This is a genomic window from Binatus sp. (SeqCode), from assembly GCF_049584895.1.
Classification (GTDB): domain Bacteria; phylum Desulfobacterota; class Binatia; order Binatales; family Binataceae; genus Binatus.
Genome location: NZ_JBAUYR010000136.1, coordinates 63,341 through 81,688 on the forward strand (window position 1 = coordinate 63,341; position 18,348 = coordinate 81,688).

Annotated in this window: 20 protein-coding genes; 1 reads left to right on the forward strand and 19 read right to left on the reverse strand. The window is 59.3% G+C overall.

Annotated elements, in window-relative coordinates:
• Positions 1 to 5: 5 nt before the first annotated feature.
• The 12 genes from WB650_RS22645 to rsmI all read right to left on the reverse strand — a co-directional run bounded on the left by WB650_RS22645 (position 6) and on the right by rsmI (position 9,717).
• Positions 6 to 1,049: an alpha/beta hydrolase gene (locus tag WB650_RS22645; RefSeq protein ID WP_422307780.1), complete on the reverse strand. Its 1,044-nt coding sequence runs from the start codon at positions 1,047 to 1,049 to the stop codon at positions 6 to 8.
• A gap of 14 nt (positions 1,050 to 1,063) precedes the next feature.
• The gene (locus WB650_RS22650) at positions 1,064 to 1,759 is read right to left on the reverse strand and encodes an MBL fold metallo-hydrolase (RefSeq protein WP_422307782.1); all 696 of its coding nucleotides are present in this window, start codon (positions 1,757 to 1,759) and stop codon (positions 1,064 to 1,066) included.
• Positions 1,760 to 1,775: 16 nt separating this feature from the next.
• On the reverse strand, positions 1,776 to 2,432 hold the full coding sequence (locus WB650_RS22655) for a cob(I)yrinic acid a,c-diamide adenosyltransferase (protein WP_422307785.1): 657 nt from the start codon (positions 2,430 to 2,432) through the stop codon (positions 1,776 to 1,778).
• Positions 2,432 to 2,872 carry a rhodanese-like domain-containing protein gene (locus WB650_RS22660; protein ID WP_422307787.1) on the reverse strand — a complete coding sequence of 147 codons (441 nt, stop codon included), beginning with the start codon at positions 2,870 to 2,872 and terminating at the stop codon, positions 2,432 to 2,434. Before WB650_RS22660 ends, WB650_RS22655 begins: the two co-directional genes overlap by 1 nt.
• Positions 2,873 to 2,911: 39 nt before the next feature.
• Positions 2,912 to 3,424 (reverse strand): nitroreductase family protein, encoded by a 513-nt coding sequence (locus WB650_RS22665; protein ID WP_422307789.1) that lies wholly within the window; start codon positions 3,422 to 3,424, stop codon positions 2,912 to 2,914.
• A 308-nt stretch (positions 3,425 to 3,732) separates the two neighbouring features.
• On the reverse strand, positions 3,733 to 4,020 hold the full coding sequence (locus tag WB650_RS22670; protein WP_422291814.1) for a hypothetical protein: 288 nt from the start codon (positions 4,018 to 4,020) through the stop codon (positions 3,733 to 3,735).
• A 42-nt stretch (positions 4,021 to 4,062) separates the two neighbouring features.
• The gene (locus WB650_RS22675; RefSeq protein WP_423962151.1) at positions 4,063 to 4,965 is read right to left on the reverse strand and encodes a YiiX/YebB-like N1pC/P60 family cysteine hydrolase; all 903 of its coding nucleotides are present in this window, start codon (positions 4,963 to 4,965) and stop codon (positions 4,063 to 4,065) included.
• 174 nt (positions 4,966 to 5,139) lie between these two features.
• On the reverse strand, positions 5,140 to 6,186 hold the full coding sequence (locus tag WB650_RS22680) for a DUF1573 domain-containing protein (RefSeq protein WP_422303740.1): 1,047 nt from the start codon (positions 6,184 to 6,186) through the stop codon (positions 5,140 to 5,142).
• A gap of 76 nt (positions 6,187 to 6,262) precedes the next feature.
• On the reverse strand, positions 6,263 to 7,648 hold the full coding sequence (gene accC / locus WB650_RS22685; protein ID WP_422303739.1) for an acetyl-CoA carboxylase biotin carboxylase subunit: 1,386 nt from the start codon (positions 7,646 to 7,648) through the stop codon (positions 6,263 to 6,265).
• A 19-nt stretch (positions 7,649 to 7,667) separates the two neighbouring features.
• Positions 7,668 to 8,225: an acetyl-CoA carboxylase biotin carboxyl carrier protein gene (accB, locus tag WB650_RS22690; RefSeq protein WP_423962153.1), complete on the reverse strand. Its 558-nt coding sequence runs from the start codon at positions 8,223 to 8,225 to the stop codon at positions 7,668 to 7,670.
• A gap of 4 nt (positions 8,226 to 8,229) precedes the next feature.
• Positions 8,230 to 8,682, reverse strand: a complete 453-nt coding sequence (gene aroQ, locus WB650_RS22695) for a type II 3-dehydroquinate dehydratase (RefSeq protein ID WP_422303741.1) — start codon at positions 8,680 to 8,682, stop codon at positions 8,230 to 8,232.
• A gap of 138 nt (positions 8,683 to 8,820) precedes the next feature.
• Positions 8,821 to 9,717: a 16S rRNA (cytidine(1402)-2'-O)-methyltransferase gene (gene rsmI, locus WB650_RS22700; protein WP_422303737.1), complete on the reverse strand. Its 897-nt coding sequence runs from the start codon at positions 9,715 to 9,717 to the stop codon at positions 8,821 to 8,823.
• Between the two features lie 40 nt (positions 9,718 to 9,757).
• Between rsmI and purU the strand changes: the two genes are divergently transcribed.
• Entirely contained in the window at positions 9,758 to 10,621 is an 864-nt protein-coding gene (purU, locus tag WB650_RS22705) for a formyltetrahydrofolate deformylase (RefSeq protein WP_422303736.1), read from the forward strand.
• A 138-nt stretch (positions 10,622 to 10,759) separates the two neighbouring features.
• Here the strand turns inward: purU and WB650_RS22710 are convergent, their stop codons facing one another.
• The 7 genes from WB650_RS22710 to WB650_RS22740 all read right to left on the reverse strand — a co-directional run.
• Positions 10,760 to 12,250, reverse strand: a complete 1,491-nt coding sequence (locus WB650_RS22710) for an NADH-quinone oxidoreductase subunit N (RefSeq protein ID WP_422303735.1) — start codon at positions 12,248 to 12,250, stop codon at positions 10,760 to 10,762.
• A 17-nt stretch (positions 12,251 to 12,267) separates the two neighbouring features.
• Positions 12,268 to 13,767 (reverse strand): complex I subunit 4 family protein, encoded by a 1,500-nt coding sequence (locus WB650_RS22715; protein ID WP_422303734.1) that lies wholly within the window; start codon positions 13,765 to 13,767, stop codon positions 12,268 to 12,270.
• Positions 13,768 to 13,803: 36 nt separating this feature from the next.
• A complete protein-coding gene (gene nuoL / locus WB650_RS22720) occupies positions 13,804 to 15,879 on the reverse strand; it encodes an NADH-quinone oxidoreductase subunit L (RefSeq protein ID WP_422303733.1) in 2,076 nt (691 codons plus the stop codon).
• A gap of 15 nt (positions 15,880 to 15,894) precedes the next feature.
• A complete protein-coding gene (gene nuoK, locus WB650_RS22725) occupies positions 15,895 to 16,209 on the reverse strand; it encodes an NADH-quinone oxidoreductase subunit NuoK (protein WP_422303732.1) in 315 nt (104 codons plus the stop codon).
• Between the two features lie 18 nt (positions 16,210 to 16,227).
• Complete coding sequence (locus WB650_RS22730) at positions 16,228 to 16,725, reverse strand: NADH-quinone oxidoreductase subunit J (protein ID WP_422303731.1); 498 nt, start codon at positions 16,723 to 16,725, stop codon at positions 16,228 to 16,230.
• Positions 16,726 to 16,764: 39 nt separating this feature from the next.
• The gene (locus WB650_RS22735; RefSeq protein WP_422303730.1) at positions 16,765 to 17,334 is read right to left on the reverse strand and encodes a 4Fe-4S binding protein; all 570 of its coding nucleotides are present in this window, start codon (positions 17,332 to 17,334) and stop codon (positions 16,765 to 16,767) included.
• Positions 17,335 to 17,343: 9 nt separating this feature from the next.
• The coding region (locus tag WB650_RS22740) for a complex I subunit 1/NuoH family protein (protein ID WP_423962157.1) at positions 17,344 to 18,348 on the reverse strand (1,005 nt) is incomplete at its 5' end.

Below are 18,348 nucleotides of genomic sequence, written 5' to 3' on the forward strand. Positions count from 1 at the left end.
AACTGCTAATTCGTTTTCGGCAGCACGCCGTAACGCTTGAGCGTCGAAGGATCAGTCTTGGCGGCCTGATCGCGCACGGGCTTCAGCTGCGCACGAAGCATCGTGATGAAGGCCTTGCTGCCCGGATCGACCGGCGGCGGGTTACCAGTAAGTCCGTGACTCACCCATTCGCTCACCGCGCGTTCATCGGCAGACGGTTCCTCGGACGCCGCGCGCTGCTCAACTATCACCGAGCCGAGCCACGCGAAGGCATCGCGGATTCTTGGCACGAACGTTGGCCCGCCGTGATCGGCGCCGCGAATCAGGCGGTACTCGTGCGCGATATCGAGGTCCCACAGCACGCGATGCAGAAATTCGGTGCCATCGTGCGCATTGAGAAAATCCTCGTCGCCGACTTCGAGAAAAATCGCGAGTCCGGATTCGCGAATCAATAGCGCGTTGGCGCGAGCGCGGCTGGCTGGATTGTTCGCCTCGAACAACAACGGGTCGCGATTCTCACCGAGCAACTCGCGCGGGCCACCGACGCCATGATGGAGTCGATTTCGCGCGCCGATTTCCGCGTCGCGAAAGCCGGGTTCGAGCAGCGGCTGTATCGCGGCCACCGCGGCAAACCGATCCGGTCTCGCGAACGCAATCTTCAAAGCTCCGTAGCCGCCCATCGAGATTCCCGCGATGAACGTCGAGGCGCGGTCCTGTCCCGCGTTGTAGTTGTCGCGAAGCCGCGCCAGAAACTCCTCCGCGATCAGGGACTCCCAACGCGCGCTACCGTCAGGATGGTCGAGGTAGTAACTCATCGCGCCGGTGCTGGCCGACGCGATAACCATCGGCGGCATTATTCCGGCCGTCCACCACCGATCAAACAGAGGCTTCAGCGCGGCGAGGTTCTCGCGGTTGCCACCACCACCGTGCAGCAAGAGGCACAGCGGAAATGCACCGCCGTCGTTTTCGTTGTAGGCGGGCGGCACGAGGACGGCGTATGGCACGCCTTCGGGCGCGAAGTCGGCGGGAAGATCCGCCAACTCGATTCGTGAGCTGCTCTTGTCGCCCATACTTCGGAGATGAGTTAACGGCGCGCGTAGCCCATCGCGTCGAGGAAATCGTCGAGCGTCGGAAATCGCATGTACATGTTGTGACGCTTCTGGTCGCCTATGGTCGTGCTCGATTCCGACGAGTACGCGTGCCCCGGATACACCACCGTCGCGTCGTCGAGATTGCGCAGCGTATCGTTCAGGCTGTGATACATCGCCTCGGGATCCGATCCCGGCAGGTCCACGCGCCCGCACGAGTTGACGAACAGCGTGTCGCCGGAGATCAGGTTGTCGTCGACCAGGAAGCACTGCGAGCCCGGCGTATGCCCGGGAGTGTGCAGGAACTTCAGCTCGAGATCGCCGACCTTAATCGTGTCGCCCGCGTCGACCTTGACCATATCGGAGTCCGACAAACCCGCGACCTGCTTGACGCCCTCGGCCTCATGCTTGTTCACGTAGACCTTGGCCTTGACGTTTTCGAGCATCTTGGCGGAGCCCTCGATATTCTGGCCCATCATGTGCCCGCCCAGGTGATCGGGGTGATAGTGCGTGATCAGAATTTTTTCGATGTCGTAACCCTCGGACTCGGCGAATTTCCGAATCGCCTCGACGTCCCACGCGGGATCGACGACCGCGAGCTTGCGCGAGGCGGGATCGCCGACCAGGTAAACGAAATTCGCCATCGGACCGATCTGCGCCTGTCGAAGATAGAGTTTTGAAGTATCAGCCATCGCAGGATTTCCTCGCTCAGGATTTCGCGCCTCGATTCGATCTGTCCTTCGCTGCGCGCGCCGACTTTTCTTCCTCTTCGATTCGCAGCGCGCGGTCCCATAGAAATTCGGGCTCGCCCAGCCGCTTCGCGACCCATCGCGACTGCACGAACAGGTGGTCGCTCAGCCGGTTCACGTAGATGATGAGATTGTCGTTGATGTCTTCGTCGCGCTTGAGGCGCCAGCAGACGCGCTCGGCACGCCGGCAGACCGTGCGCGCCTGATGCAGGAACGCGTTGAGCACGCCACCGCCGGGGAGCGTGAATGATTTCAGCGGCTCGAGCTCCTTCTCCATCGCGTCCATCTCTTGTTCGAGTTTCTTGATTTCGCCGGCGCCCATCTTATGCATCTGCGGATACTCGCCGTCGGGCGGTGTCGCGAGTTCGCTGCCCACGTCGAAGAGTTCGTTCTGTATCCGCCGCAACGATTCCGAATAGGGCTCGAAGTCAGCGCCGAAACCCTCGCGATATTGCGGCAAATACGTGCGAACGATCCCGACGATCGAATTCAACTCGTCGATCGTGCCGTAGGCCTCCAGCCGCGCACTCTCCTTGGGCACGCGCTTGCCGCCGACCAGTGCGGTCTGTCCCTTGTCGCCGGTGCGCGTGTAGATTCGGCTGAGACGAATCGCCATCAGACTCCAGCCTTCGCTTTCTGCGCGGCGTACGCGGCGTCGCCGAGGTCAGTGGTCAGCGGCAGTCCCGCTTCCTTCCATCCTGCGACGACGACTCTGCCCGACGCGTCGCGCTGGCCGCCGAAGCCGCCGACAACGTTCGTCAGGTCGGTGAAGCCGGCATCTTCGAGCATCTCGCACGCGCGCTGCGAGCGTCCGCCCGACATGCATCCGACGACGAGTTTCTTGTCTTTAGGAAGTACCTTCTCGGCGACTTCGATAAAGTCGAGATTCAACTGCATCTGCCCCGGACCCTTCGCAACCATCACCGGAATATTGATTGCGCCGGCGGCGTGTCCCGCTGCGAATTCTCCTTCGGTGCGAACGTCGAGGTAGAGCGCGTCGGGATTCTGCATCAGCGTTTCGTATGCTTCGGGTGGGACTTGCTGTTTTATCGGCATCAAATTTCCTTCTTTCGGTATTGAGACTCTATCAGATCTCTACGGCTTGGGATTTCCCACGCGCTCATAATGCACTACCTCGGTGCGCGTTTTGAGCGGCTTCGCCTGCGGTGGATTCTTCGGGTCGGCGTAGCCGAACGGCAGGATCGTGAAGATTGCCCATCCGTCCTTGACCCCGAGCATCGCGCCGATCTTTGCCGCGTCGAAGTTGCCGACCCAGCAGGTGCCGAGGCCGAGCGCCCATCCGGCGTCTGCCATGTTCTGGACCGCTTGCGCGCAATCGACGTCGGCCCATCGCGCATTAGCGACGTCCTTGAACACGACGATCGCCGACGGCGCGTCGGTGACGAACTTGCCGGTCGAGCACAGCGCGCCGATCTCCTTTAACGTATCGCGATTCTGAATAACGACGAACTGCCACGGCTGCATGTTGCGCGCGCTCATCGCATGACGGCCGGCGTCGACGATCTTCGAAAGTTTTTCACGCTCGACCGGTTTGTCAGCAAACACGCGCTGCACCTTGCGTGAGAGGATAGCTTCAAGTGCGTCCATGGAATCCGCCTCCATCTGAAATTGCGTTCGTCAGGCCAACTTGTAATATCAAGCGGCTGCTGAATCCAGTTTCTTTTGTCATTTGCCCTTCTTGTGTCATCCCGAGCGTAGCCGAGGGACCCCGGATCTTTTGCGGTGCTGGCCGCTGCACCCTCAACCACGGCTCAAGCGAAACGCTCGGATCATCCGGCGTTCACATCGATCGCACCATGGTTGGGGTGCGCGAGTTCGCGGCGAGAAAGATCCGGGTCCCTCGGCTACGCTCGGGATGACACCGGGCAAAAGACGACTGAATTAAAGGCGTTGCCTTAGCCGCGTTTGTAGACTGAAAACTCCTGCTCGAGTTTTGTTACTCGCTCCTGAATCGATGACAGGCGCTGGACGCCGAGGAAGAATTGCACCAACTCGTCGTGGCCGGCCTGGCCGCCGGGGCTCATCACTTCGACCAGCTCTTCGATCAGGCTGGGGAATTTTTCGCTTGGGATGTAGTAGTTGGCCCAACCGAAGTTGCAATGGCGATGTAGAATTTTCGCAATCGTTTTTTCGAGAAGTTCGCGGCGGCCCGCTGGATGCTGTTGTTCGTTTTCCTTGTTCACTGGATCGCTCCCCTGGCTCAGATAGTGCTGGTGTTTCCCCGTTCAGGCGCCCTTTTTGACGGGCGCGGGCGGTGCGTCCTCGGCCCACAAAATCTTGTGATAGTCGAAACGCATGTCCTCGATGATATTGAATTTGACGATTTCGAAATAGGGCGAAAGATCGAAATCGCGCGGCGTGACCAAAGTCGGCGAGACCATCCTGAGGGCGCCGTATTGCAGCGCGCCGGTGGTCGACCTCGAGCCTATTGGCCATAGCTTGCGCCGCGGAGGCTCGGGGACAGTCTGAGGCGGCAACTGCTCGTAGGCCGGCACGATCGGGAACTTCACGCGATGGAATGATGACGCGATCACGCTCGAACAAATCACTCGCGTCGGCTCGCCACTGCCGAACTGGAGCGCCTGGCGGCGAAAGCGCGCGGGCACCAGGCTCACCGGCAGGAAGTAGCGCGCAAGATCGATCACGTTGCGCAAATCGTAGGTGTCGCCGACGCTGCGAATCGCCTCGTCCATCACGTCGGCCAAGTCGGCCGAGGACAGGTTGAACGGGCGGCATACGCGGATATTGAAGTCGCGATATTTTGTGAGCGGCGAGAGCACGACGCCGGCCTCGACGATCGCCTCGACCAGCAGGAAGTTCGCTTCCTCGCCGAATTGCGCGACCAGCGGCGCCTTCATCGCGGGATTGCGGCGAATCGGCTCGTCACCGACGTACAACGCGGAATGCGACCACGAACTTTGGGTCAGATATTTGATGCATTCGCTGATGCGTTCGTTTCCCTCGATCAAAATGACGTCGCCTTTGCGAATGTGACGCTTGAGCGCGGCAATGTCGTTCGGGATGTGGAGCGCGTAAGTTTTTATCGGCTTGGTGAGCAGACCGACGGCCCATTCGCTCATCCGGTCCAGCAACCAGGAAATGATCCCCGATTTTTCGTGCCGAGCCATGAATGAATATAGGAACCCCAAAGGCTGTGAAACAAGCGGGGGCATCTTTCCAGCAAGCAGCCGGAATAATCGCCTGCGCGGCGGGCGGCAGGGGTGACCCCTGCACCCAGTGTAAAGCGCAAAGTTGCGCGCGGCGCGCTACTTTGCTCTCAGGGGCGGGTGACGCGAGACAGGTTAGGTCTTGAACTGGCCTATTATTGCGTAGAACGGGACGTTCAGGGTGGCCTGGTCGGGGTCGTCGGTTTTTATCGTCAGGTTGCCGCGCAGCTGGCCGTCGGGAGTGCCGTGGCGCAGTGTTACCGTAACCTTATATTCCTTGCCTGGAGTTACTGGTTCGGCGGTCGCGGCGACGGCGGGGCTGCTGCTGGCGACGTCGAGCACCTTTATGGGATGCGGACCCTGGTTGCTCAGCTTGAAGATTCGCACGATGTCCTGGCCGCGCGGGACAATCCCGAATGAGACCTGCGCCGGATCGATATTCAAATCGCCGGTCACGTTGCCGAACACGTCGACCTGCAGCGGCACGCGGTTGGTGGTGATTTTGATCGAGTCGTCGAACGGACCCACCGGCATCGTCTTAAGGAGCGTTACCTTAATCAGTGCGCCGGGCTTGCCGTCAGGGCGCTTGTCCTGCTCGACCTTTATATTTGAACTCGAGTTGCTGACCGGGCCGACCGAGAACGTGCCCTTGCCCGGATTCAAATCGTTAACCAGCAGCTCCTTGGTTTCTTCGGTCCCGCGTTTCACGTCGCCAAAGGCGACTTCGCCCGGCACCGCCTCGACCTGCTTCTTGACGATCCCCTGCACGGTCAGTGCTACTTGCGGATTGTTGGGATCGTTGGTGGAGACGGTGATGGTGCGCACCTGGTGGCCCTTCTGAAAATGGGTGTCGAAGGCGACGGCGATATCAGTGGTGTCGCCGGGCGCGACGTGCATCTTCGAAGGATCGCCGGTGGTGCATCCGCATGAAGTCTTCACGCCTTGAATATCGAGGTAGCCTTGGCCAGTGTTCTTGATGGAGAAGGTGTGCTTGACCATCGTGCCTTCGAGCGCGCTGCCAAAATCGTACAGAGGATCGGAAGGAACGGCCTTGGGCACCTGGCCCGGCGGCGCGCCGTTGCCGCTGGGAATAAGAGGGTTCATGCCGTCCTGCGCGAACGTGGGCGCGCATGCGAGCAATCCGATTGTCAGTGCAATGAGAGCAAGTTTTATTTTTTTCAAGTTAGTCATGTGACTCGTGGCGAGGCGGTCGCGCCTCGAGCCGTCATCCTATCAAGCATGGCGCGGAGCGTTGCGGTCAAGAGGCCTTGCTTACCGGAGGGTGTTGCGCGGCGTCGCGACGGGCCGGCTCGTAGCGGCTTAGAAAGTCGGTCGCGAATTCGCCGCGGTTGAAATCCGGGTCGTGCAGAATTTTCAGATGCAACGGGATGTTGGTCTTGATGCCGTCGACCACGTACTCGCGCAGGGCAGCCTTCGCGCGCGCGATCACTTCGGGGCGAGTCTCGGCATGAACGATCAGCTTCGCGATGAGCGGATCGTATTGCACCGGCACGCGATAGCCGTCGTACAGCGCAGTCTCGACGCGGACGCCGAGACCGCCGGGAGTATGATGATTGGTCACGACGCCGGGGGAAGGAATGCCCCGCTCGGGATCCTCGGCGTAGATGCGAAATTCCATCGCGGCGCCCTCGAAGGTCACCTGCCGCTGCTTGAGCGCGAGCTTCTCGCCCATCGCCATGCGGATACTTTCTTTCACCAGGTCAACGCCCGTGACCATCTCGGTGACGCCGTGCTCGACCTGGATGCGGGTGTTCATCTCGATAAAATAAAACTCGCCACTGCCAGCGAGCAGAAATTCCACCGTGCCGACGTTCGAGTAGCCGACGACTTCAGCCGCGCGCACAGCAGCCTTGCCCATCTTCTCGCGCAGGCGCGGGGTCAGAATCGGGCACGGCGACTCCTCGACGACCTTCTGATGACGCCGCTGAATCGAGCAGTCGCGCTCGCCAAGATGAATCGCGTTGCGCTGCAAGTCGGCAAGAATCTGAAACTCGACGTGACGCGCACGCTCGAGATATTTCTCGAGGTACATTTTCTTCGAGCTGAAGGATGCTTCTGATTCGCCCTGCGCCAGCGCAAACAAACGCGTCAACTCGTCTGCGTTGCGAACGACTCGCATGCCCTTGCCGCCGCCGCCGGCAGCCGCCTTGATCAGAACCGGGTAGCCGAGGCGTTTCGCGTCGACCTGCGCCTCGCGCAATTCAGTTACTCCGGTGCCCTCGCTGCCGGGCAGGACGGGTACGCCCGCGCGCTTCATGATTCGTCGAGCGCGTGGCTTGTCGCCCATCAGCCTGATATGACGCGCGCGCGGACCGACGAAGTTCAGCCCTGACTTCTGACACGCCTCGGCGAAGTCGCCATTCTCGGACAGAAAGCCGTAACCCGGATGGACCGCGTCGGCGCCGAAGGTCGTCGCGGCGCTGAGAATCGCGGGGATGTTGAGATAGCTGTCTTCAGCTGCAGGCGGGCCGATACATACCGACTCATCGGCCATCCGCACGTGCAGCGCATTTTTATCCGCCGTCGAGTAAACCGCGACCGTCTGAATCCCCAGCTCGCGACACGCGCGAATTATCCGGATTGCGATTGTCCCGCGATTTGCGACCAGCAGTTTTTTGAACATCGGCGAGCGCTCCGCCCTTTCAGATCACTTCGATGATCATCAAGGGTTGACCGTACTCTATTGGATTTCCATTCTCGGCGAGGATTCTGATCACCCGCCCCGCGGCCGGCGATTCGATCTCGTTCATCATCTTCATCGCCTCGATTATGCAGAGCGGCTGGCCCTTGCGGACCGACGATCCTTCTTCGACGAACGGGGCAGCGTCGGGCGAGGCGGCGCGATAGAACGTCCCGACCATCGGGCTTTCGATCAATTTCTGATTCGGCGCGAGGTCGACTTTTCCCGCCGCCTTCGAGCCTTCTTCCGCGGTCGCCTCGACATGGCGGGTCGCCATCTTGATGGGCGAAGACGCGCGCGCCGCGATATGCGCCTCCGAGCCGGACTCGGTCTGGTCGACCGACGCGCGACCGCCGCCGCGCACCAGCCGCACCTTGCCCTTCTTGTCCTCAATTTCGAGTTCGACCAGCCCGTAATCGCGCATCAGGACCAGCAGGGTCTTTAGTTCGCGTACTTCCATCCCGTCTCCGTGTCTTGCTGCAATCGCGGATCGGCCGCGCTCTGGTTCGTTGCCCGCCATGGCGTTACACACTCCGTCGGCGCGACTCCTCGACAATCGTGCGCGCCGCTCTGAGAGCCAGGCTGTAGCTCTCGGCGCCAAATCCCATAATTCGGCCATGCGCGATATCTGCAATCGTCGAATGATGCCGAAACGGCTCGCGCCGATACACGTTCGACAGATGCACCTCGATCACCGGAATATTCACGGCCGCGATCGCGTCGCGAATCGCAACGCTGGTATGCGTGTATGCGCCAGGATTGATCAACAATACGTCACACTTGCCGCGGGCCTGCTGAATTCGATCGACGATCCCGCCCTCGCTGTTCGACTGAAACGTCTCAACCTTCATTTCGAGTTCGCGTCCCAGGCTTTTCAGTTCCTTGTCGATATCAGCCAGGCGGGTCCGGCCGTAGACTTCGGGCTCGCGTTCGCCGAGCAAATTGAGGTTAGGTCCATGAACGACCAGCACTGCGATCAGGCCACTCACGCCGCCGGTTGCGGCTCGATCGGCTACTTGCCCTGCTTTAACCCTCGTCACCTTCCCCGCACCACCTTTCATTGAACCGCACCCTGAAAGCGACTGCAAGCACGGCCCTCTAATGCTGTCCACCGGTCAGTCATCACTTGACTGGTCATCGCGCGATTTGAGCGCATTCTGGTACACTTCGCGACGAGCAATCCCGGTAAGTTTTGCAATCACAGCGCTCGCCTGTTTCAAGCCAAGTCCCGCTTCGCGCAAGACTTCGAGCGCTTCCCGCAGATCAATCGCGACCGATCCCGCATCCGCATTTCTGCTCGCTTCATCCGAAGCGCCCGCCACGACGATCACGATCTCACCGAGCGCGGGGGTCGCGCGAAAGCGCTGTTCGAGCTCGCCCAGCGTCCCGCGAATCGTCCGTTCGTAAGTCTTGGTGATTTCACAGACAACAGCCGCGTCGCGCGATTCTCCAAATGCGGTCGCCATCGCGGCCAGCGTGTCAGCGACACGGCGCGCGGCCTCGTAAAAAACTATAGTGCGCGGCTCGCGACGCAGATCCTCCAGCGCTTTAGCCCGCGCGGCGTCGCGTGTCGGAATAAATCCCTCGAAGGTGAACCTGTCGGTCGGAATTCCGGCAATCGACAATGCCGCGATCACGGCCGACGCTCCGGGGATCGCGACTACGCGGAGATTCGCCTCCAACGCAGCGCGCACCAGGCGAAAGCCGGGATCCGAAATTGCGGGCGTGCCGGCGTCAGTGACGAGCGCGATTTTTTCGCCCGCCTTCAACCGCTCGACCAGCTCCGGCACGCGGCGATCCTCGTTGTGCTCGAAATGACTCACCGTGGGCGTACCAATCTGATGACGCGCGAGCAACTGTCCGGTGCGGCGCGTGTCCTCGCATGCAATCAGACTGACTTCTGCGAGAGTGCGAATCGCGCGCGCGGAAATGTCATCGGGATTTCCGATCGGCGTCGCAACTACGTACAAAATTCCGCCGCCTTCGGTTTGTCTATTTGCGTGCTGAGCCATTAGTATTTGGACTGACTATACGCCTTCCGGAGAAACCAGCGTGGCAGCAGGCAAAGCTACCCTCCTCATCTCATGCATCGACCGCCCCGGCCTCATCGCGAAAGTCGCCGGCCACCTTTACACACTCGGCTGCAATATTATCACTTCTGACCAATACTCCGACGACGAGGACGGCCATTTCTTCTGGCGCATCCATTTCGAAAGTTTGCGACTGCCGGTGAGCGAGCTGTCGAAAGAACTCGACGCTTCGATGACGTCGCTGCTGCCCTGGGAGCGCCTGAAGTGGATTCTATTCGACGCCGCCCGACGCGATCGCATCGTGATTATGGTCTCGCGGCTGCCGCACTGCATGATCGATCTGCTGAGCCGGCATCATGTCGGCGAGCTGGACGGTGACGTGGTCGGGGTCGTCAGCAATCATCCTGATCTGGAATCGCTGGTGCGCCCGTTCGAAGTTCCGTTCAAGGTGATTCCGGTTCCAAAGAATGGCAAAGGCGACTCCGAAGCCGCCCTGCTGAAGCATCTGGGCGAGCTGCGCGCCGACACTGTCGTGCTCGCGCGCTACATGCAGGTGCTATCGGGCGAGTTTCTTCGGGCATGGGGCAAACCGATCGTCAACATCCACCACAGCTTCCTGCCCGCCTTCGCGGGACAGCGCCCGCACAAACAGGCACACGACAAAGGCGTCAAACTGATCGGCGCCACCGCGCATTACGTAACCGAAGAGCTCGACGCCGGCCCGATAATCGCGCAAGCCACCACGCCGATGACGCATCGCGACACCGTCGCGGACCTCGCGCGCAAGGGCAAGGATCTGGAAGTGATGGTGCTGGCGAAGGCGGTGCGCGCCCACCTGAAGAAACAGGTGCTACTGCATCACAACCGCACAATAGTTTTCGAATAGCGCGCTGAGCAAGTCCGTCATTCTGAGCCGTTGCGGCGAAGAATCTCGCCGGACGTTCTTACGTGCGGCGTCAGTGGGGCACGCGCTACGCGCGAGATCCTTTGCTGCGCTCAGAATGACCAATAAAAAAAGAAGCAATCAAGTTGGTCCGGTGAAAAAACTGATCGACCTATTTGCGAACGAGATGATCGGCGACCAGTACAACCCAAACACTATCGTCGCGCAGGCCAGCACTCCCATCAGGCCATAATTCCAGGCCTCGAAGCGGACGGTGCCCTCGTCGCCGCGCGGCTGCTCGAAGAACATCATGCGAATCGGCTTCAAGTAGTAATACAAAGACACTACCGAATTGAGTATTCCGACAATAGCCAATATGTAGAACTGACCTTTAATCACTGCGGCGAACAAATAGAATTTGCCGATGAATCCGACCGTCAACGGTATTCCGGTTAATGAAAAAAGGAAGATAGTCAGTGCGAGTGCAGGAACGATTCCGCCGCGCCACGCCAGGCCGCGGTAGGCCTCGACGTCCTCGCGCCCGGTCGAGTTCGCGACGATCATCACGACCAGGAACGCACCCGCATCCATTACGTAGTAAGCGAACAGGTAGAAGAGCATTGCGCGGATGCCGTCGTTGGACAGCACCACGAATCCCATCAGCGCGTATCCCGCCTGTGCGATACTCGAATACGCCAGCAGCCGCTTCATGTTGGTTTGCTGCAGGGCGGCAAGGTTGCCGAGCGTCATCGTGATGATGCAGACGAAGAGCAGCAGTTGCGGCCAATCGACGCCGGCGAGTGCAGTCCAGCTTCCGCCCGCTGCCAGATGCGAAATCGCAGGAAAGAAAAAGCGCGTCAGCAGCGCGAAGCCGGCCGCTTTAGATCCGATCGCGAGGAAGGTCGTGATCGGAATTGGCGCGCCGGTGTAAACGTCGGGCGCCCACATGTGGAACGGAACCGACGACACCTTGTAACCCATCCCGGTCAGAATCAGCACCAACGCGATGAACACTGCGAGGACAGGCAGATGCGCTGGCGTCGACAGCGCCTTGTTGATCACGCTGAAGTCGAGTGAGCCGGTGATTCCGAAAATCCAGCTCATGCCATAAATCATCGTGCCCGACGCGACGCCGCCGTAGATCAAATACTTGAGCGCGGCTTCAAGCGAGCGCCGGTTGTGCCGCAAGAATCCCGTCAGGATGTACGAGGTCAGGCTGACGAACTCGAGCGCCAGGTACGCCATCAGCAGGTTCGCCGACTCCGCCATCAGGAACATCGCGAATGTGCTCGCGAGCAGGATCGCGTAGTACTCTCCCTGATCGCAGTTCTTCACTTCCTCGGAGCCCATCGACATCCAGATGGCGACGACGGCGGCCAGAGCGATTAACACGCGGAAGTAAATCGCGAACGAATCGAACACGAGCATCCGATGAAACAGCCACGCGCCACCTGGCAACGCCGGTTCTATCCCGAGCCGGATTAGCGCGACGGCGGCGACAATCAGCGCCACTGCGCCGATAGGCGACTTGTCGAGTACGATCAGATCGATGATCACGATCGCCAGAACTCCGGCCGCGAGGGCCATCTCCGGCATGAAATGTTGCAGGCTCGCGAGGTTTCCGAGGTCCATCTAATTCCTGCCGGGCACTAGTGAAGCATCGCGACGGCCGCGCCCGAGGTCGACAGCACAACCTGGTTGAGATGCACCAGCGAGGTGTTGAGGAGGCCGAGAATCGCATGCGGATAGACGCCGAGTATCAGCACAATGATGCCGAGCGGCACGAGAGTGAAGGCCTCGCGGAAAGACAAGTCCTTAAAGTCTTTGTACTTCTCGTTCAGCGGCCCGAGGTATATTCGCTGGAACGTCCACAGCAGGTAGCCCGCGGTGAGAATCGCGGTCGCCGCGCCGAACGCCACCATGATCGGATGTGTTTGCCACGCGCCGAGGAGCACCAGCACTTCTGAAATGAAGGCGGACATGCCAGGCAGTCCCATGCCGGCGAAAAACGCGAAGCCGGTGATCGCAGTGTATATCGGCATCTGCTGCGCCAAGCCGCCGAAGCCATTTATCTCGCGATGGTGCGCGCGATCGTAAATCACACCGACCAGGATAAAGAGCATCGCGGTAATCGTGCCGTGATTGAACATCTGCAGAACGGCACCGTTGATTCCCGCCGCCGTAAAGGCAGCCAGCCCGAGCATCACATAACCCATGTGGCTAATCGACGAATAGGCAATCAACTTCTTATAGTCAGTCTGTGCCATCGCGCACATCGCGCCGTATACTATGTTGATAGTGCCGATCACACCGAGAAACAGCCACGCGAGCTGGTAGCTGGCGGCAGGCAGCACCGCAAAGTTGACGCGCAAAATTCCGTAGGTGCCCATTTTCAGCAGCACGCCCGCAAGAATCACCGAGATAGCAGTTGGGGCTTCGACGTGCGCGTCGGGCAGCCAGGTATGGAACGGGAACGCCGGAATCTTGATCGCGAAACCGATGAATAGCGCGATCCATGCTATTTCCTGAAAATGCATTGAGTAATGACTTGAGTTCGCCGCCAACTCAGTCAGATCGAAGGTCGGAGTCGCGCCGTAGTAATACAGTCCGAGCATCGCCAGCAGAATGAGTACTGAACCGAGTAGTGTGTAGAGAAAGAACTTGATCGCGGCGTACTCGCGGCGCGGACCGCCCCATATGCCGATGAGAAAGTACATCGGCAGCAGCATCACTTCCCAGAAAATATAGAAGAGGAAAAAATCGAGCGACACGAAGACGCCCATCATGCCCGTGTCCAGCATCAGTAGCATCGCATAGTAACCCTTCTCCGCGCGATTGATGCCGAAGCTCGCGAACACCGAGATGAACATGATGAGAGCGGTCAACAGGACCATCGAGATGCTGATGCCGTCGACGCCGATGAAGTAGCTAATGTGGTACGCGGGCATCCACGACGCTTTCTCGGCGAACTGCACTGCGCTGGTGGTAGTGTCGAAGTTTTCGTACAGCCAAGCGGCTATCAGGAGTTGCGGTATTGTTGCCGCGACCGCGATCCACTTGAACGCCGGCTTCATCGAGTCGGGCAGCGCGAGAATCAGCACCATCCCGGCGATCGGAACAAAAGTTATCAGCGTAAGCGCGTGGCTCATTTCAGTTTCGCTCTTCCCGTTGGTCTTGATAGGGCGTCATGTTCGTGCGACCGCGCGTGCGAGCAGTATCAGCATGACCGCGGCCAGAATTCCGTACAGGTATCCGTTGATCGAGCCGGTTTGCAGCCGTCGCAGCCTGCCGCCGACGTTGTAGGTCACATTCGAGGCGAAGTTCACCAGCCAATCGACTACGTAATGGTCGAATAGTCCGGACAGCCACGAGACGAATACTACAATCCGAGCCGCGAGATTCACGAATCCGTCGATAATGTTAGTATCGAACCATGCCAGTGCCCGCGTCGCGAATAGGTACGGCTGTACTACTGCTCGATCGTAAAATTCATCGACGTAGTATTTGTTGTATACCCATTCGTAGGGCACTCCGCCGAACATTTCACTGAAGCGCGCGGGGTCCAGCCTGTGCTGACGGTACATCAGGTCGGCAAGGTACCATCCGGCGATAACAACTATAACTGTGATGACTGCGAATCCCGCTTCGATGCCGTGGTTATGGATTCCAGCTTCGGTTACGCGGCGAGTCACCTCAGAGCTGAAGATCGGATCCAGGAATTCTTCGAACGGTTTGAACGAGACCATGAATTCCGGCCACTTCAACCATCCGCCGATCACCGAAAGGGCGCCAAGAACGATGAGCACGTATGCCATTGATGGCGGCGATTCGTGCAGGTGATGTTCCTGCTCGTGCGTGCCGCGGAACTCACCGAAGAAAGTCATGTACACCTGGCGCGACATATAGAAGACGGTGAATCCGGCGCCGAGCAGCAGGAACGCCCACACGAGGAAGTGCCCATGCGAGAACGCCTGCCAGATGATCTCGTCCTTGGAGAAGAAACCGGCGAACGGAAAAATGCCGCAGAGCGCGAAGGTCGCAGCCACGAAGGTCCAGAAGGTTATCGGCATCTTGTGGCGCAGGCCGCCCATCTTGCGCATGTCCTGCTCGCCGCCCATCGCGTGGATGACGGAACCCGATCCTAAAAATAGGCATGCCTTGAAGAACGCATGCGTCATCAGGTGGAACACGCCGGCCGCGTACGCGCCGACGCCCAGCGCCGCGAACATGTAGCCGAGCTGGCTCACGGTCGAGTACGCGAGGACTTTCTTGATGTCGTTTTGCGCGACGCCTATCGTCGCGGCGAACAGTGCCGTCGCTCCGCCGACCAGCGCGATCACGCCCATCGTGAACGGCGACATCGAAAATAAAAAGTTGAGGCGCGCCACCATGTAGATGCCGGCCGTGACCATCGTCGCGGCATGGATCAGCGCGCTGACCGGAGTCGGACCGGCCATCGCGTCCGGCAGCCAGACGTACAGCGGAATCTGCGCCGACTTTCCGGTCGCGCCAATGAACATCAGCAGTGTGACGAAACCAACCAGCTGATGAGCCGAGCTGTAGCCGGCGAAATTTATCGGCACTCCTGTGAGCAGCGGAGCGTAGTGAGCGACCTCGCGCGTCACCAGGGTCGGATGCCCGAGCGCCTGCAGGCCAGCGAATAAACTGTAGAGCGCAATCACGAATGCGAGGTCTCCGACGCGATTTACGATGAAGGCCTTGTTGCCGGCGCTCGTGTTCGCCTGGACCTTGTACCAGAAGCCGATCAGCGCGAACGAGCACAGCCCGACGCCTTCCCAGCCGACGAACATCAGCCACATGTTGTCGCCCAACACCAGCACCAGCATCGCGAAGGTGAACAGGTTGAGCCATCCGAAAAATCGCCAGTAGCCGTCGTCATCGTGCATGTAGCCGGTCGAGTAGATGTGGATGAGGCCGCCGACGCCGGTGATGATCAGCGTCATAAGCATCGACAGCGGATCGAGCCAGAACGCGATGTCGAGATTGAGTCCACCGACGTCGAACCACTTCCACAAGTCGTCGAGCATGAACCGGTTTTCCGGCGGCATATTCAGCATGTAGTAAAACGCGCGGGCCGCCAGCAGGAACGCTGCGAGCACGACACCGCATCCGACCAGGCTGATCGCGCGCTTGCCGAACGTCTTCTGCAGCCACGCGCCGGCAAGAAAATTGATAGTCGCGCCAATCAGCGGCAGCAACACGATCAATCGAATGAACGTAACCGGAATCGGATGATCCATTGTTTCGCTGCTCAGCTATCCACGCAGGGTCTCGGTCGCATCGACGTCAATCGTCTTGAAGTTCTGATAAATCGCGAGCACGACAGCCAGTCCGATGACCGCCTCGGCGGCCGCCAGCATGATTACGAAAATCGCAAAAATCTGCCCATCGTATTTCCCGCCGCCGTAAAACGCGAACGCAAGATAGTTGATATTGGCGGAGTTGAGAATCAGCTCGACGCCCATCAGGATTCCGATCGCGTTTCGGCGCGTCAGAACCGTGAACAGCCCGAGCGAAAATACGATCAGGCTAAGCACCAGGAAATGGTTAAGCATTATTCCCCCGCCCATCCCGATTCTCCCACTCCCCTACTCCCGCGCTTCGTGACGCGAAATGACGATAGCTCCGATCAGAGCCGCCAACAGCACCAGCGATGCGACCTCGAACGGCAACACGTAATCACCAAGGAACGCGTTTCCGATCGCATAGGTGGTCGGCGCGGGCGTGACTGCGGCCACCTGATGCCATTGCGTCCGCTCGATCGCGTACAGCATCACCAGCCCGGCGATACCCACTGTGAAGATGCCAGCCCCCGTTCCGACTGCGCGATTCGATACGGTGACGTCCCCGATTCCCGCCGTGAGCATAACCGCGAAGATAGTCAGTACCAAAATTCCGCCGACGTAAACGAGTAGCTGGACCATCGCGACAAAGTCCGCCGCGAGCAAAATGTAAATACCTACTACGCCCATGAACGCGCCGAGCAACGCGAATGTCGAATATACTATGTTGCGCGAGAACGCTACTAACATCGCCGACCCTACAGTCAGCGCGGCTAGCGCATAGAATATTACCTGTGCGAGCATCGATTCGATCTTCCCCGGGTTGTTGGCAAGCCGCGCGCGTTACGCGGGCTCTTCTTCGGCGGCCGGCTTTTCGCCGCCTGGTTGCGCCCATTGATCGAGGTAGGTCATGCCGCGATTCAGAATCGGCGCGATTTGCGGATCAGTCTCTGGCCCCTTCTTGGGCTTGTACGCCATCACCGGATCCTTGACGAAGCGGCGAATCAGGCTCTCGAGCGAATAGTCGGCGCCCTCGAATTCCGTCGTATGATGGATCGAGCCGGTCGGGCACGGCTCGCTGCAAAGCCCGCAGTACATGCACTTTGCGATGTCGATATCGAATTGCGACAGCAGCATCTGCCGCGTCTGCGGGTCCTTGTCCACAACGATTACGATGCAATCGATCGGACACGCGCGCTCGCACGCCAGGCATCCCGTGCAGATTTCGAGATCCACTTCGAGGATTCCCCGGTAGCGGAACGGCAGCGTGTCCTGCACGCGCACCGGCATTCGATCGGGATACTGTACCGTGTACGGCTTGCGCATGAAATGCGACGCCGTCACCGCCATGCCCTCGAAGATGCTCGTGACTGCGTCTTTTATATTTCCTACGTACTCAGAAACCGCGCTCATCAATAGCCTCTATATAGTCGGATTGAAGTAAACTTCCATCCGCGAACGCTTGAGATAGTATATAACCCGCTGAGTGAATACTGCGCCGAGCGCGATCGCTCCGGCCAACATGATATAGCCCATTAGTGAGTTGCCGTCGGGCCAAATAGCTACCCACACTGCGGTTCCAATCATATTCACAAACGAAATTGGTACGAAGTATTTCCAGCAAAGAGTCATCAGCTGATCGATACGCACTCGCGGCAGCGTTGCGCGTATCCACATCGAGACGAACACCAGGAATAGTACTTTGACGTTGAAGGTGATCGCTTGAAGTATATTCATCGCGACTACACTGTTCGTCACGTGCGGGAACTGCCAGCCGCCGAGGAACAAGGTCGCGATTATCGCGCCGATGATAAATAAGTTTCCCCATTCCGCCATGAAGAAGAACAGGTAGCGCATCCCGCTGTACTCAGTCGCGAAACCTGCGACCAACTCAGATTCGGCTTCGGGCAAATCGAATGGCGTGCGATTACCCTCGGCAAGAGCCGATATATAGAGGATGTTGGCTGCGACGAAGGTGAACGGATTGGCGAACAGAAACCAATGCTGCGGCGCCCAACCCTGCGCGCGGATGATTCCCTGCATCGACAGCGTGCCGGTCATCAGCACGACCGGGAAAATCGAGAGCCCCGCGGGTATCTCGTAACTGACTATTTGCGCCGCCGATCGGATTCCGCCGATTAGCGACCATTTGTCATTCGACGCCCATCCCGCCATCAGCACGCCGACCACCGTAAGCGCGGTGACCGACGTCATGTAGAGGATGCCGACGTTCAGGTCGGCCAGTATCAGCGACGACGAGAACGGCATCACCGCCCACGGCAGTGTGAATGCAAGCATCACCAGGTAAGGCGCCATCTTGAACAGCGGCGGGTCTGACTCGTCAGGGATGATGTCTTCCTTGCAGACGTGCTTCACGCCGTCGGCCAGCCACTGCAGAAAGCCCTGCGGACCGACGCGGTTCGGACC

Excerpts from the sequence above, each read along its gene's own strand:
- WB650_RS22645 (WP_422307780.1), bottom strand. The coding sequence starts at position 1,049 with ATGGGCGACAAGAGCAGCTCACGAATCGAGTTGGCGGATCTTCCCGCC.
- WB650_RS22650 (WP_422307782.1), bottom strand. The coding sequence starts at position 1,759 with ATGGCTGATACTTCAAAACTCTATCTTCGACAGGCGCAGATCGGTCCG.
- WB650_RS22655 (WP_422307785.1), bottom strand. The coding sequence starts at position 2,432 with ATGGCGATTCGTCTCAGCCGAATCTACACGCGCACCGGCGACAAGGGA.
- WB650_RS22660 (WP_422307787.1), bottom strand. The coding sequence starts at position 2,872 with ATGCCGATAAAACAGCAAGTCCCACCCGAAGCATACGAAACGCTGATG.
- WB650_RS22665 (WP_422307789.1), bottom strand. The coding sequence starts at position 3,424 with ATGGACGCACTTGAAGCTATCCTCTCACGCAAGGTGCAGCGCGTGTTT.
- WB650_RS22675 (WP_423962151.1), bottom strand. The coding sequence starts at position 4,965 with ATGGCTCGGCACGAAAAATCGGGGATCATTTCCTGGTTGCTGGACCGG.
- accC (WP_422303739.1), bottom strand. The coding sequence starts at position 7,648 with ATGTTCAAAAAACTGCTGGTCGCAAATCGCGGGACAATCGCAATCCGG.
- accB (WP_423962153.1), bottom strand. The coding sequence starts at position 8,225 with ATGGCGGGCAACGAACCAGAGCGCGGCCGATCCGCGATTGCAGCAAGA.
- rsmI (WP_422303737.1), bottom strand. The coding sequence starts at position 9,717 with ATGGCTCAGCACGCAAATAGACAAACCGAAGGCGGCGGAATTTTGTAC.
- WB650_RS22710 (WP_422303735.1), bottom strand. The coding sequence starts at position 12,250 with ATGGACCTCGGAAACCTCGCGAGCCTGCAACATTTCATGCCGGAGATG.
- WB650_RS22715 (WP_422303734.1), bottom strand. The coding sequence starts at position 13,767 with ATGAGCCACGCGCTTACGCTGATAACTTTTGTTCCGATCGCCGGGATG.
- nuoL (WP_422303733.1), bottom strand. The coding sequence starts at position 15,879 with ATGGATCATCCGATTCCGGTTACGTTCATTCGATTGATCGTGTTGCTG.
- nuoK (WP_422303732.1), bottom strand. The coding sequence starts at position 16,209 with ATGGGCGGGGGAATAATGCTTAACCATTTCCTGGTGCTTAGCCTGATC.
- WB650_RS22730 (WP_422303731.1), bottom strand. The coding sequence starts at position 16,725 with ATGCTCGCACAGGTAATATTCTATGCGCTAGCCGCGCTGACTGTAGGG.
- WB650_RS22735 (WP_422303730.1), bottom strand. The coding sequence starts at position 17,334 with ATGAGCGCGGTTTCTGAGTACGTAGGAAATATAAAAGACGCAGTCACG.